This window comes from Neobacillus sp. NRS-1170 (assembly GCF_050468025.1).
Genome location: NZ_JBITPF010000049.1, coordinates 89,616 through 104,622, shown reverse-complemented (window position 1 = coordinate 104,622; position 15,007 = coordinate 89,616). Strand labels below are relative to the sequence as shown.

The following is a 15,007-nucleotide window of genomic DNA, read 5'->3' as shown; positions in this document are numbered from 1 at the left end:
CTTTGTATTAAATATAATCGACCGGGGTGTGAAATGAGTACAAATACGGTTGTATCAACAACAGTCAACATAAAGGAGAAAACAAGAAAGGATCGTACACTGCTGAAATCGGTTCTCTTTTTATTGCCTGCTTGGATCCTGCTGCTTGTCTTTTTTGTCGGACCTATATTACTAACCTTTTATTTTGCTTTTACGAATCTTACTTTAACGGGAACAGAGGCAAAGAGTGTTCAGTTTATAGGATTTCAAAACTTTATATCCATGTTCCAAGACCCTGATTTCCGAATCAGTGTAGTAAAAACCATTGTGTTCTTGCTTTTTTCTGCCGTCATTGGCCAGCAGGTTTTAGGGTTTATTTTGGCTGTCCTAATGAAGGAGAAAAACAAAACGTTTCGTCGGATCATCGGCATTATTGTCCTCGCCGGCTGGGTAACCCCTGAAATTGTGGTAGCTTTTTGTTGGGTGGCATTCTTAAGTGATAACGGAACCTTAAATATGATTTTACAGCATATTGGATTAAAGCCAGTCACATGGTTATACACTTTTCCAATGGTCAGCGTGGTCGTTGCGAATATTTGGCACGGTACCGCCTTTTCCATGCTCGTTTTCCAAGCAGCCTTGGATGATGTTCCGAAAAGTGTGGAAGAGGCAGCGATGATGGATGGTGCATCTCGCTTTCAAATCATGTTCCGCATTGTCCTGCCAATGGTTAAAGGGTCAATTGTTACCAATATGGTTCTGGTAACCCTCCAAACATTAGGTGTGTTTTCCTTAATTTTTTCCATGACAGGCGGAGGGCCTGGAACATCCACACAAACTCTTCCTATTTTTATGTACAACCAGGCGTTTGTCAATTACCAACTTGGCTATGGAACGGCGATTTCACTAATCCTGCTCGTTATCGGTATTGGTGCAAGCTTGATTTATATCCGCTCCATGAAGGTCAATATTTAAGGGAGGAGTTACCGTGAATCGTTATAAAACTGAAAAAGTTGTCCCATACGTTATTTTAACCGTTCTTGGAATCATGTTTCTTTTACCGCTTTTGTGGGTGTTATTTGCATCAATCGATCCACATGCCCAGCAAGCTTTAAAAATGCCCAGTTCTTTTACGGCAGAGAACTTTACTTCCATCCTGACTGATCCTGCGAATCTTCGTTCCTTTGGAATCGGGCTGTTTATTTCATTAGGCCAGGCAGTGCTGGTTGTAGTTGTTGCCGTTATGGCAGCATATCCACTTTCACGTTATGCCTTGAAATTTAAAAAGCCTTTTATGTATTCCATTTTATTTATGACCGCTTTGCCAATAACTGCGGTAATGGTTCCTGTCTATCAACTATTTATTTATATCAATATGCAGGATTCACTCATTGGGACGATTTTATTTTTGACTGCATCCGGGTTGCCATATGCGATTTGGATGATGAAAAACTTTATGGATTCTGTTCCATTGGAATTGGAAGAATCCGCGTGGATCGACGGTGCCTCTGTATGGGCAGGATTAAGGAAGGTTGTTGCTCCCTTGATGATTCCTGGTATTTGCACTGTCGCCATCTTTACTTTTTCCGGAAGTTGGGGGAACTTTTTCGTACCGTACATCTTGATTCAGTCACCTGATAAATTTCCTGCTTCGGTGACAATTTTCCAATTTTTCGGAAACTTCGGAATGATCGAATACGGAAAACTGGCCGCTTTCTCGATGATTTATACGATGCCTTCCGTCATTTTGTATATGTTTTCACAGCGATTTATGTCTCAGGGCTTCAGTCTCGGTGGAGCATCCAAAGGATAATTACTATTTAGAGGAGCGTTTGATATGTTTTGGACTATTGAAAAGTTGGAAAGAAGGATAGAGGAACTAGATCAATATCGTTATCGGAATATACAGCCAGTGGCATCTTTTCAAGCTCAAGATGATGAAGAAGGCAAGGTTTCAGAGAGGCCTCCAGAGGATGGATCATGGAGGACCATGAATGTACGGGAAAGATGGGAAGGACGCGATACGTACATTTGGCTTAAAACGTTAATCCCCATTCCTGAAAATTGGGGACAACAGAAAATTGTCGGTGTATTTGATTTTGGAAAAACAGGCGGCGGTAATAATTCAGGGTTTGAGTCCCTGCTGTATGTAAACGGGGACCCATATCAAGGCGTAGACATGAATCATCAGGAGGTATTTTTAGATAGAAGCCTAGCCGGAACCACCATTGAAGTATGCTTCCGGCTGTGGTCAGGGCTCGAAGGCGGAGGTAAGCCGACGCTGCAGGAACACCAATTAAAAACCGCTTTTATCGCCTGTCTGGATGAAACGGTGGATGATCTGTATTACACAGCTAGGGCTGCACTAGCTACGATCGAGTACCTGCAGGAAAATCAGCCTGAAAGGCAAACACTATTAAAAGCCTTAGACAGGGCTTTCCTGATGATCGATTGGTCTGTTCCTGGTTCAGAAGGCTTCTATGATTCTCTTTATCAAGCACAATCTGCTTTAAATGAAGAAATAGAGCAAATTCCGAAAAATTATCCTGTCACCGTAACGGCAATCGGACACACTCATATCGATGTGGCCTGGCTCTGGAGGCTGAAACATACTAGAGAAAAGGCAGCACGTTCTTTTTCTACCGTTCTTCGTTTAATGGAGCAATACCCAGATTACGTTTTTTTACAAACACAGCCTCAATTATATGATTATATTAAAAAAGATTACCCGGAAATTTATAAACAAATTGAAAAAAGAGTTCAAGAAGGCCGTTGGGAAACAGAAGGTGGAATGTGGCTGGAAGCAGACTGTAATCTGACATCAGGTGAATCACTTGTCCGTCAATTGTTGCTGGGCACTAAATTCTTCCGTGAAAGCTTTGGGAAGGAGTGCGAATATTTGTGGCTTCCAGATGTTTTTGGGTATAGCTGGGCACTTCCGCAAATATTAGTGAAATCTGGCATTAAAACCTTCATGACTACAAAAATTAGCTGGAGCCAGTTTAATAGAATGCCGCATGATACCTTTAAATGGAGAGGGATCGATGGAACAGAGATTTTAACTCATTTTATCACTACCCCTGAGGATGACCGCTTGTTCTATACATACAACGGACAGATTACTCCCCGTTCGGTAAAAGGGGTTTGGGAAACGTATCGCGATAAAGCTGTGAACCAGGAGCTGCTCATTTCCTATGGTTATGGAGACGGCGGCGGCGGCGTTAATCGTGAAATGTTAGAGATGAGAAGAAAATTAGATAAGATGCCAGGCTTGCCTGCTGTTAAAACAGGCAGAGCGGATGAATTTTTTAAACGCCTGCATGAGACGGTAGACAATACCGATCAATATGTTCACACGTGGGATGGGGAACTCTATCTGGAGTATCACCGCGGCACCTATACATCTCAGGCGTATAATAAACGGATGAATCGTAAAATGGAGCTGCTTCTCCGTGAAACAGAATGGCTGAATACCTTAAAAAGTGTACTTTCACGTTCATGGTCAGCTTATCCTGTGCAAAATTTGGAGGAAAGCTGGAAGATTGTGCTGCGCAATCAATTCCACGACATCATTCCGGGATCATCCATTCACGAGGTTTATGAAGACAGCAAACTAGAATATGCGGAAGCATTTGAGCTTGCGGCGGATGCCTGGCAGGAAGCTTCACAGTCTTTAACCGTAAATCAAGGGCAGCAATTATATACGATTTATAATTCCTCTTCGTGGAAGCGGAATGATACCGTTAAAATCAATACGAACACAACTGGAGAATTAGTGTGGAAGAAAGAAACAGGAGAGGTACTGGAAGCTCAGCAAACGGCTGATGGAGAATGGCTTGTCAAAGTGGATGAAGTTCCTTCCCTCGGAAAAAGCTCCGTTTATTATGAACAGGGAACGAATGAAGCAGCTTCGCCTTTCAGTGTTTCTGGAAATAGTGTTTCTTCCAACTATTATGAGATTTCATGGAATGATAAAGGTCAGCTGACGAAACTGTATGACAGGAAAAATCAAAGGAATGTTTTAGCCCCGAATGCACGTGGGAATGTGTTCCAGGTTTTTGAGGATAAACCAATGCAATATGATGCATGGGATATCGATCTCTATTATCAAGAAAAGATGAAAGAGATCTCGACTTTGAAGGGAGCCAAAGTCCTTGAAAATGGTCCAATCCGGTGTGTCGTTGAGTTTACATGGGCCTATTCAAACTCTGTCATCAATCAGAAAATGAGCTTGTATGCGAACAATCCGCGTATCGATTTTGAAACAAAGATTGATTGGCATGATCAAAACCAACTATTGAAAGTAGCCTTCCCAGTAGAAATTCGGGCAACAGAGGCGACATACGATATTCAGTATGGAAATGTGAAACGTCCAACTCATTGGAATACAAGCTGGGATTACGCCCGGTTTGAAACTGTTGGTCACCAGTGGGCGGATCTCTCTGAAAGGGATTATGGTGTAAGTTTACTGAATGATTGCAAATATGGACATGACATTAAGGATAATGTCATGCGCCTTACACTATTAAAATCGGCTACTTATCCGGATGTAGAAGCAGACCAAGGTGAACATGTGTTTACGTATTCCCTGCTTCCTCATACTGGAAGCTGGTATGAAGGAAATACTGTACGCCAAGCCTGGGAATTGAATAATCCATTAACCTATGCAGAAGGCCAGACAGAAAGTGTTTCGCTGTTCAATGTGACCGCACCGAATGTGATGGTGGATGCTGTTAAAAAAGGAGAAGATGGTGACCATCTGGTTATCCGTTTGCATGAATTTGCTGGTGCAAGAGGATCTGTTGAAGTAACAAGTGACTTCCAAATTGATTCCTGGCAGGAATGTGACTTAATGGAAAGAGGCATTTCCGAAGCCCGAGGTAACGAAGACTTTGCGTTTGACATCAAACCTTATGAAATTAAGACATTTATCGTTAAGTTAAAATAGGATAGAGGCAAAAAGGGGAGAATTCTCCCCTTTTTCACGCTGGTTCATAGTTTTCCGAGAAAGAAATTCCTAGAAAAGAGGGGCTTACGATGAATTATATAACTCTTAAAGGGTTGGAAGACAATAAATCAATTGAAAAAAAGTGTTCACGCTTAATTATGGGAACCGCCGGCTTCTATCAATTAGCTGAGAAGGAACAGGTGTTTACCATTATGGATCAGTTTGTTGCTATGGGAGGAAATATGTTTGATACCGCCCATCAATATATTAATAGTGAAGAGATTTTAGGCGAATGGGCTGAATCAAGAGGAATCCGTAAAGATATCTACATCCTGACAAAAGGAGCGCATCCGGATGATGGCGAGCCGGGGCCTCGTGTAAACCGGGAAGCGATTAATAAGGATGTAAAGGAAAGCTTAGCTAGATTAAGAACCGATTATATCGATTTTTATGCCCTCCACCGCGACGACACTAGTGTGGATGTGGGTTCGATTATGGAAGTATTAAATGAGCATATTGCTGCAGGCAGAATTCATGCAATTGGTGCTTCGAACTGGTCACATACACGAATTCAGGAAGCGAATGTCTATGCGGCCAAACACGGTCTGATTGGTTTTACTTTTAACAGCCCGAATCTAAGTTTGGCGCAATGCAATAAACCAAGATGGGCCGGGTGTGTGTCGGTAAATGAGGAGATTTCAAACTGGCACAAGGGAATGCAGATGCCATTATTATCATGGAGTTCGCAGGCGGGCGGTTTCTTTAGCGGCCGATTCTCACCTGAAAATCGTGAAAATGAGGAAATGGTTGAAGTCTATTATAGTGATGAAAACTGGGAGCGCTTTAATCGTGCGCAAAAGCTTGCCGAAGAAAAGGGAGGAACTGCAATTGAAATTGCCCTTGCCTATGTGCTGAACCAGCCTTATCCAACGGCAGCGATTATTGGCCCCGAGAGAGTAGAGGAGTTATTATCATCGATCAAAGGTGCAGAAATTTTGTTAACTTCCGACGAACTGGCTCTTCTCAACTTACGTGAATCGAAAATAGGAGGAGCGAAATAGATGAAACAGAAATTTGCTGCCCAACTATATACTTTACGGAATGAAATAAAGAAGGATTTTCCCGGGGTGCTGCGTGATTTAAGGAAAATGGGTTATGCAGCTGTGCAAATCGATGGGCTTTATGATTATTCAGCAGAAGAAATTGCCGACGTTTTAAAAGAAACAGGATTAAAAACTGCCGGCATGCATATCAGTCTTGACCGAATGAACAATGAGCTAGATCAGGTTTTAAAGGAAGCTGACTTGTTTGGGACTACCGACTTTTTCTGCCATTACCTTGAGGAAGAGATGCAAAATGTTGAAGGTTATCTGAAAGCAAAACATGACCTGCTTGCAGTCGCTAAAAAGGTAATGCCAAGAGGTTATCGGGTAGGATACCATCACCATGATTTTGAATTCCGGACAACAATCGATGGAAAATTTGCCCTTGATTATATTTTGGAAGAAGAGGACGGGGTGTCTCTTTATCCAGAAGTGGATACCTATTGGGTAAAAATGGCGGGATTCGATCCCCTTTCCTATATGCAAAAATTTGCTAATCGAATCCCAATTCTTCATCTAAAAGATATGACTAATGATGAAAGAAAATATTTTGCTGAAGTAGGGACTGGGTCGATTGACTTTGAACCGATTTTATTATGGGGCGAACAAAATGGAGTTGAATTCTATGCCGTAGAACAAGACTTCTGTCCTGGAAATCCTATGGATAGTTTAGAGCGTAGCTTGACAAATCTCATTAAAATGGCGGAAAAAGTAAACGTATAGAGCTATACACAAGGTGGTGAGCGGCAACATGAATGATATTGAAGTAGTGCATGTTATATTCAAAACACATCTGGATATTGGTTTTACTGATTTAGCAGAATATGTGACCGAACAATATATTAAGTCCTACATACCAAAGGCTATTGAACTGGCCGAGAGATTCGAGAAGGAAGATACTTCAGTCGGTTTTGTTTGGACGACCGGCTCATGGCTGATACAGGAGTATTTAAAACGAGCCGATATCGAAGAAAAAAGAAAAATGGAAACCGCGATTGAAAAGGGATATATCGCCTGGCATGGATTGCCTTTTACGACGCATACAGAACTAATGGATGCTGAGTTATTTCAATACGGCCTCTCGATTGCGAAGCGATTAGATTCGAAATATGGTAAAGAAACTATTTCGGCAAAAATGACGGACGTTCCCGGTCATACAAAAGCGATGATTCCTCATTTAATGAATAACGGTGTCCAGTATTTGCATATCGGGGTAAACCCCGCTTCAAAGGTTCCTTCTGTCCCGACGATCTTTGTATGGAAGGGAAAAGACGGATCGGAAATCATTGTTAATTATGCTGATAACTATGGGGACGTACTTAGACTGGACGGTTTAAAAGAAGTGATGGTCTTTGCCCATACGGGTGATAATTGCGGACCGCCATCGATGGAGGATATACAAGTTGAATTTGCTAAGTTACAGGAGAAGTTTCCAAACGCCGTTATCAAAGCATCAACCATGGATGCATTTGCTGCCAAGATTCAAAAGGTTAAACACACATTGCCGGTTGTCTTTGAAGAAATCGCTGATTCGTGGATCCACGGAGTGGCTACCGATCCCAAAAAGGTTGCTATGTATCGGGAATTACTACGGCTGCGAAGTCAGTGGGTGTCCGAGGGCAAGTTGGACGTAAGTAGTGAAGAATATCAAATGTTTTCAGATTGGCTGCTGTTAATCCCTGAACATACATGGGGATTAGATGAGAAAAAATACCTCAATGATTATAAAAATTATGCCAAGCAGGATTTTCAGCAGGCAAGGCAGAGAAATACCATCGATGAGGATTCGGTTCCGGATAAATACAGCTATATTGGTTCATTTGCCATGGATGAGTATGACCGCTTATCCCAGGAAGTTTTTTCAGGTGCGCAGAAAACTCGCGATTATCAATTATTTGAAGCATCTTGGAAGGAACAGCGGGGATATATTGAAAAAGCTGTGGCTGCCTTATCTACTGATCGGCAAATGGAAGTTTTTGAAGCATTCAAATCATTAAACGCACAAAAGCAGGAACAAGGCGGCGATCGTCTAGAATTGAACACGTCTTATTCTCTTGGAAGTTTTTCCGTGGTGTTTGCAGAGGATGGCTCTATTTCTAGTTTAATAGACAAGAGCGGAAAAGAGTGGACGAACAAACAAAAACGGATTGGTGTTTTTGCCTACGAGTCATTCGGTGTAGAAAATTATCATCAATGGTTTGAGGAATATGTGGAGAATATTGGCCAAACGTATCGCTGGTCAGAAGCAGATCAGGGTAAACCGGGATTTGAGCTGAGCCATCCACGGCCAAAACATGAAATTTATCAACCTAGGGTCGTTTCAATAAATAGAAAAGAAACCGCAGCAAGTGATGATGTCGTTGTCTATTTAAGTTTGCCTCCGTTTTCTGTAGAGTCCTTGGGTGCTCCAAAAGAAATGACCATTCACTATCAATTTTATAAGCAAAATGAACAAATTGATATTGAGCTCAATTGGTTCGATAAGGATGCAAACCGCTTACCAGAAGCGATGTGGTTCTCGCTTGGGTTGGAGGTAGATAATCCAAACATTTGGAAAGTAGATAAGCTGGATGAACACATCTCTCCGCTGGAAGTGGTCAGAAATGGAAACCGCAACCTTCATGCTGTTAATAAAGGTCTGTATTACTTTGGGGCAGATGCCGAAGTAATTATTGAGACGAAGGATTCACCACTTGTCTCTCCAGGTGAAAAAAGATTGTTACAGTTCAACAATACCTTTGCTTCATTAGAAGGTGGCTTCCATTTTAATCTTTATAACAATATCTGGGGAACTAATTTCCCGATGTGGTATGAAGAAGATGGGAAAAGCCGGTTTTCGTTAAAGTTGAAATCTAATTTGTGATATGTAAAAGATTCGCGAGCTATTGCAGGTAGTAAAGGCATATGAGGAATTAACTGTGGAATCAGCAGTGTTTGGAGATGATGCCGCTGCACTTCACGCATTAACTATCCACCGGCTTGTTGGAAAGTCGAATCTAGCAACAAGGCTGGTTTTGGATATTTTGGAAAAAATAGAGAATGTTTACCCCATTTTCAAAATTTATAGCCAATAAAGACTAGGTCTATAAAAAATAGATGGAGCTAAAAGAAAGTAAGGATTAAACAACTAGAAATGCCAGTGCTAGCTATTAGGTACTGGCTTTACTATTTGTCTTTTCTGTATTCCGGGCTTAATTATCTTAAAGAGGGCATATTACTTAGATCTATTAATCCGAAAATTCAAAAATTTAATTGACTATATATTTTAAATATTTTATAATACCACTATTAAACGCTTTCATCTTAAAATGGAAACGTTCCCGTATAATAATGACAACTAAAGATAATCTCCAGGAAAAAATAAAATTGGAGAAATGAATTCCTTTTTTTATTTTTAAAATGGGAACGTTCCCAAAAAGTCTCTAATAAAATTAAAGGGGGGTAGTCCATAAACAAACAGGCTTTCTAAATTTATGGGAATATTAAATGTATGGAAGGATGGGAAAATAATGTCTGCTATTAATAACTTGTCAACATTTGATGATGCAAAAATGACTCGGATGCGAAAGTTTGCTATTTGGTTAGTTGCACTTGGTGAATTTGTTGATGGATATGATTTGCTGGTAATGGGCGCTGCTTTAATCATGCTAAAGCCTGAAATGGGTTTAACTGCTGCTCAAACAGGATTGCTGGGTGCTGCTGCTTTTGTAGGAGCCGGTATTGGTTTGTTGATATTTGGAGAGTTAACGGACAAGTTGGGAAGGAAAAAAGTTTTTGTTGTTACTCTTATTAGCTTTATCATTTTGTCTATTGTTTCTGCTTTTGTCACAAACTACGAACAATTAATGGTTATACGATTTTTAATAGGTATAGCTGTAGGAGCAGAAATTGTTACAAGTATGGCTTTTCTTGCTGAAATTTCTCCTCGAGAAAAAAGAGGGGCTTTAGCAGGTGCGTTGCCTCAAATCATTTGGGTGACTGGGGCCATAGTAGCACAAGTATTAGGTGGAATATTATATCTGAATATTGGGGAAGGAGCTTGGAGATGGCTATTTGCATTTGGAGCTGTTCCAGCCTTATTAATCCTGTTAGGTCGTGCGTATGTTCCTGAATCTCCTCGATGGTTATTGCAACAAGGTCGTATTGAAGAAGCAAAAAAAGCAATCAAGAAACTAGGAATGTCAGAAAATATCATCACTGGATTTCAACCAACAGATCATTCCCCCAAAAAATCAAAAGCATCCTATTTAGATATCTTTAGAAAGCCCTATACAAGACAAGCACTTCTCGGTTTTTTCATTTTAACTCTCGCACCATTATGGGGATCAGTAAGCAGTGTAATGGGTACCTATGTCATTAAATATGTTGGAGATTTAGGAGAAGTTTTTTCTATATTCGCAGGAACATTTCTTTGGATTGGAGCCTTGTGTGGTGCCATTCTTGCCTACCTGTTCCTTGATAAAATTGGACGATTTAATACGGTTATATTGGCATGTTCACTTGGATTTGTCATAGCGATGATCTTATCAACCGGTATTGAAAAATCCCCGTTTTGGTTTTTATTAACTTTCTTTTGTCTTGCCTTAGTTGACAAATTTGGTGCCTGTTCCTTCTGGGTGATTCCGACCGAATTGCTTCCTACTCATTTGCGTGGCAGGGCACAGGGGATTTCAAATGCGGGTGCACGTTTTATGGTTGCATTCACCGCTTTTATTGTACCTGTTGGGATAGAAAAAATTGGATTTTCAACTACCATACAGCTTTTAGGATGTAGTGGCTTGGTACTTGCGATTTACGCCATGACTGGCCGTAAATTTGAACCAAAAGGAAAATCTTTGGAAGATTCAAGTATAGACCAAATCCAGAACGTTGGCGGAAGTGGCGAGGAACAAAGAGTAAGTGCTAGAGGCTGATAGGATGAAAAATGATTTTTAAGGTTAATTTTACAAATATTGTGTTTAATCTTTTAAAAATCAGAAATGAGCGGTACAATATTTATAAAATTGGGAACGTTACCAATATTGGAAAGGAGATAAACTTTAATGGTAACGATTAAAGATATTGCTCGCTTATCTGGAGTGTCAAAGTCTACTGTTGCCCGAATTCTTTCAAATTCGGGTTCTTACAGTAATGAAAGTAAAGAAAAAGTATTAAAGGTAGCCAAGGAATTAAATTACAAACCTAATACTCTTGCCCGTGCCATGATTACAAAAAAAACAAACAACATCGGTTTTGTTTTGCATTCAAGAATTCATCCATTAATATCGCATCCTTTTTTTGCATCTATTGTAGCATCAGCCGTTGGTGCTGCAACGAGGCAAGGTTACAGCATCATGGTTTTTAATGATAAGGATATCCAAAACTCACTTGAGAACATTCAACAAAAGAAGCTCGATGGCATTATTCTGGCTGGCTATGTGGATAAAAGGATTGTTCAAGAATTTAAAGCAAACGATATTCCGGTTGTGTTAGTAAATGATCTAATTGATATCAAATTTGAAACCAGTTATGTCATTAATGATGATTTTGATGGATGTTTTCAAGCAATCAATTATTTATTGGATTTAGGGCATAAAACAATAGGGTTTATTCACGGACCAAAAGATTCGCAAAGTTATCACGCAAGGTTTTTAGGTTATAGGGAAGCTTTGAAATTAAGGCAAATTGAATATGACGGAAAATATGTTGTCTTCCAGGACGTTCCGAACATTGAAGGCGGAATGAATGCAGCAAAACAATTAATAACTGCTGAAAAGCCACCAACTGCGATCTTTGCTGGAAATGACATGATGGCGATAGGCGCCATTAAGGAGATTAAATCACAAGGTCTGCAAGTACCAGGGGACATGGCAATTGTAGGTTTTGATGATATTGAATTCAGTTCCATTTATGAACCATCGTTAACTACAGTTAGAACAGATAGAAAACTAATGGGCGAAATTGCCGTACAGGAATTAATCAAACAACTGGATGGTTCAGATGAAGTGAATGTGATAAAACTTCCGACTGAACTAATCATTAGAGAATCTACTTAGATATACCCATTTCCCTACTTATATTTATAAAGGCGGTGTTGATTTGAAAGCAATAATGGTTATGTTTGACTCATTAAATCGTCATATGCTTCCGCCATATGGATGTGAAGATATTCATGCACCCAATTTTAAGCGGCTTCAGGAGAAGACAGTTACCTTTGATCAAAGTTGGGTTGGAAGCATGCCGTGTATGCCTGCGAGACGTGAACTGCATACAGGTCGATATAATTTTCTTCATCGAAGCTGGGGTCCCCTTGAGCCCTTTGATGATTCGATGCCTGAAATACTGAAGAATAATGGAATTTATACACATCTAACGACCGACCATCAGCATTATTGGGAAGATGGAGGTTATAACTATCATACACGTTATAACAGTTTTGAATTTTCACGCGGTCAGGAAGGGGATTCCTGGAAAGGAGCAGTAAAAGAACCAGATATCCCTTTTTTTATTGGCGGACACAATCTGCAAAGTGTTAATGATCATGATTGGGTAAATAGAAAGCTCATCAATAGAGAGAATAAGTTTCCTCAAGCGATAACATTTAAAAACGGTTTAGAGTTTATTGACCAAAATTATGATGAAGATAACTGGTTTCTGCAAATAGAAACGTTTGATCCCCATGAACCGTTTTATGCACCTGAAAATTTTCGGGAATTATACGAACATGAATATGAGGGTCCGCATTTTGATTGGCCTAAATATGGTCCTGTAAATGAGACACGAGAGCAAATCGAGCATTGTGGACGAGAATATAAAGCGTTAGTCAGCATGTGTGATTCCTATTTGGGGAAAGTGCTTGATAAGATGGACGAACACAATTTGTGGGAGGACACGCTCCTAATTGTCAATACAGACCATGGCTTTTTGCTGGGAGAACATGATTATTGGGGCAAATGTGTACAGCCATTTTACAATGAAGTGGCACGAACACCATTATTTATTTGGGATCCTCGCAGTAAAGGACAAGGAGTACGTTCGGATTGTTTAGTGCAGATGATTGATATAGCACCAACACTGTTAGATTTCTTCAATATTGAGATCCCTAAAGATATGCAGGGAAAACCACTGCGGGATACCATTCAGTCAAACAAGCCGATAAGGGAAGCTCTATTGTTTGGGATACATGGAGGACATGTGAATTGTACGGATGGACGGTATGTTTACATGCGTGGAACTGAAACAGAATGCAATGAACCACTTTATAATTATACGTTAATGCCAGCACATTTAAGGAAGTTTTTCACCATTGATGAACTTAAAACGGTAGCATTATCACAGCCTTTTTCTTTCACTAAAGACTTAAAAACGATGAAAATCGATGCGCTTTTTAAAGAAAGAGAGATTATTGGCCGAAGTAAAACGATGCTTTTTGACCTTAAACAAGATCCTTGTCAACGCGAACCAATCAATAGTCCTGAGATTGAAGAGAAAATGATCCATCATCTTATTCGTTTAATGGAAGAAAGTGATGCACCAAAAGAACAATATGAACGATTAGGCTTAAAGGTTCATATTCACAGCATATAGGAGTGGTTGGATGGCAAGTTGTGCAGCAGTAGAAAAAGAATCATTTGCAGTAATGTGGAAAACGGTGTCAGAAGCTTGTAATCTAGCATGTGATTACTGTTATTACAGCCGCTGTAATGGAAATCCGGGAAATATTAACCGTATTGATTCACAGATGCTTGAAAAATTTATTAAAGAATATATGGAAATAGCAAAAGGTACAGCTGCTTTTGTCTGGCAAGGAGGAGAACCACTCCTTGCTGGGTTAGATTTTTTTCAAAAGATCGTCCAGGTTCAGAAAAAATTTGCTCCACCTCACATGCGTATTTCCAATTCCGTACAAACAAATGCCACATTGATTAATAAAGAGTGGGCCCAATTTTTTAGAAACTATCATTTTTTAGTTGGTGTCAGTTTAGATGGACCTAAACATATTCATGATGAACGACGAATTACGGGTTCCGGTAAAGGAAGTTTTGACAGGGTATTGAAAGGTATTGACTATTTAAAAGAAGAGGGAGTCAGTTTTAATATTTTGTCTGTTATTCATGATGGAAATGTGAAAAAAGCAAAGGAGCTTTTAGCATTTTATGAAGAACACCAGTTTGAGTATGTTCAATTTATTCCATGCATGGATTTCCGTGCACAGGAAACAGAAAAGTCTGGTAGATATTTAATAACGGCGGAGGAATATGGCCAATTTTTGTGTGAAGCCTTTGATTATTGGTATAACGAAGGTAATCCGCGTGTGTCAATTAGATTTTTTGATAATTTGTTAGATATGTATCTTCATCATAGCGCAGAGCTCTGCATCCACCGGCAATCCTGTCCTAAAATGCTTATTCTAGAACAAAATGGTGATGCATATCCATGCGATTTTTATATTCATGATGATTTTAAGCTTGGTAACGTTGGAACAGATTCATTGAAAAAACTATTAAACCATCCCATTTATGAAGAGTTTCTTAAGAAAAAGCCCATGCTTCCAGATAAGTGTAAAAGCTGCGAGTATATAAATTTTTGCCATGGCGGGTGTCCAAGGAGCCGCGGCGATAATGGGAAAGATGTCGATTATTTCTGTGAAAGCTATAAGAAACTTTATCAATATGCTGATGAAAGAATGAGCAAGCTGGCAGAAAAGGTTAAAATCCATTGGCTTAAAGAAACGTATAAAAAAGGTCGAAAGTTTCCAAAAAGAAATGATCTATGTCTATGTGGTAGTGGAGAAAAATTTAAAAAGTGCTGCGGGCAGTTGTTAAAGGAGATTACTCCAAGCGCTTAAAAATAAAAATTGAGCGTACCTCTCACGATAGAATAACCGGCGAATACGTTTGTCTGATTATGGACAGTATGTATTTTACAAAAACGAAATTGTAATTGTATCAGTTTTTGCTAGACGCTCGTAAAGTTGGCTTTATATATATATAATTAA

Annotated in this window: 11 protein-coding genes; all 11 read left to right on the top strand. The window is 39.8% G+C overall.

The features are described from left to right. Nucleotides 1-33 precede the first annotated feature (33 nt). A complete protein-coding gene (locus ACIFOT_RS21030; RefSeq protein WP_430067361.1) occupies nt 34-954 on the top strand; it encodes a carbohydrate ABC transporter permease in 921 nt (306 codons plus the stop codon). 73 nt (nt 955-1,027) lie between these two features. Beyond that, nucleotides 1,028-1,792: a carbohydrate ABC transporter permease gene (locus ACIFOT_RS21025; protein ID WP_430067604.1), complete on the top strand. Its 765-nt coding sequence runs from the start codon at nt 1,028-1,030 to the stop codon at nt 1,790-1,792. Nucleotides 1,793-1,816: 24 nt separating this feature from the next. Then, entirely contained in the window at nt 1,817-4,927 is a 3,111-nt protein-coding gene (locus tag ACIFOT_RS21020; protein ID WP_430067358.1) for an alpha-mannosidase, read from the top strand. Between the two features lie 89 nt (nt 4,928-5,016). After that, on the top strand, nt 5,017-5,988 hold the full coding sequence (locus tag ACIFOT_RS21015; RefSeq protein ID WP_430067355.1) for an aldo/keto reductase: 972 nt from the start codon (nt 5,017-5,019) through the stop codon (nt 5,986-5,988). Beyond that, nucleotides 5,989-6,753, top strand: coding sequence for a sugar phosphate isomerase/epimerase family protein (locus tag ACIFOT_RS21010; RefSeq protein ID WP_430067352.1), 765 nt, complete (start codon nt 5,989-5,991; stop codon nt 6,751-6,753). A 28-nt stretch (nt 6,754-6,781) separates the two neighbouring features. Further along, a complete protein-coding gene (locus ACIFOT_RS21005; protein WP_430067349.1) occupies nt 6,782-8,893 on the top strand; it encodes a DUF5054 domain-containing protein in 2,112 nt (703 codons plus the stop codon). A 55-nt stretch (nt 8,894-8,948) separates the two neighbouring features. After that, nucleotides 8,949-9,104 (top strand): hypothetical protein, encoded by a 156-nt coding sequence (locus ACIFOT_RS21000; RefSeq protein WP_430067347.1) that lies wholly within the window; start codon nt 8,949-8,951, stop codon nt 9,102-9,104. A gap of 435 nt (nt 9,105-9,539) precedes the next feature. Continuing rightward, nucleotides 9,540-10,943: an MFS transporter gene (locus ACIFOT_RS20995; RefSeq protein WP_430067345.1), complete on the top strand. Its 1,404-nt coding sequence runs from the start codon at nt 9,540-9,542 to the stop codon at nt 10,941-10,943. Between the two features lie 129 nt (nt 10,944-11,072). Then, nucleotides 11,073-12,065 (top strand): LacI family DNA-binding transcriptional regulator, encoded by a 993-nt coding sequence (locus ACIFOT_RS20990; protein ID WP_430067343.1) that lies wholly within the window; start codon nt 11,073-11,075, stop codon nt 12,063-12,065. A gap of 43 nt (nt 12,066-12,108) precedes the next feature. Then, nucleotides 12,109-13,596 (top strand): sulfatase, encoded by a 1,488-nt coding sequence (locus ACIFOT_RS20985; protein WP_430067340.1) that lies wholly within the window; start codon nt 12,109-12,111, stop codon nt 13,594-13,596. A 10-nt stretch (nt 13,597-13,606) separates the two neighbouring features. Beyond that, nucleotides 13,607-14,857, top strand: a complete 1,251-nt coding sequence (locus tag ACIFOT_RS20980; protein ID WP_430067337.1) for an anaerobic sulfatase maturase — start codon at nt 13,607-13,609, stop codon at nt 14,855-14,857. Nucleotides 14,858-15,007 lie beyond the last annotated feature (150 nt).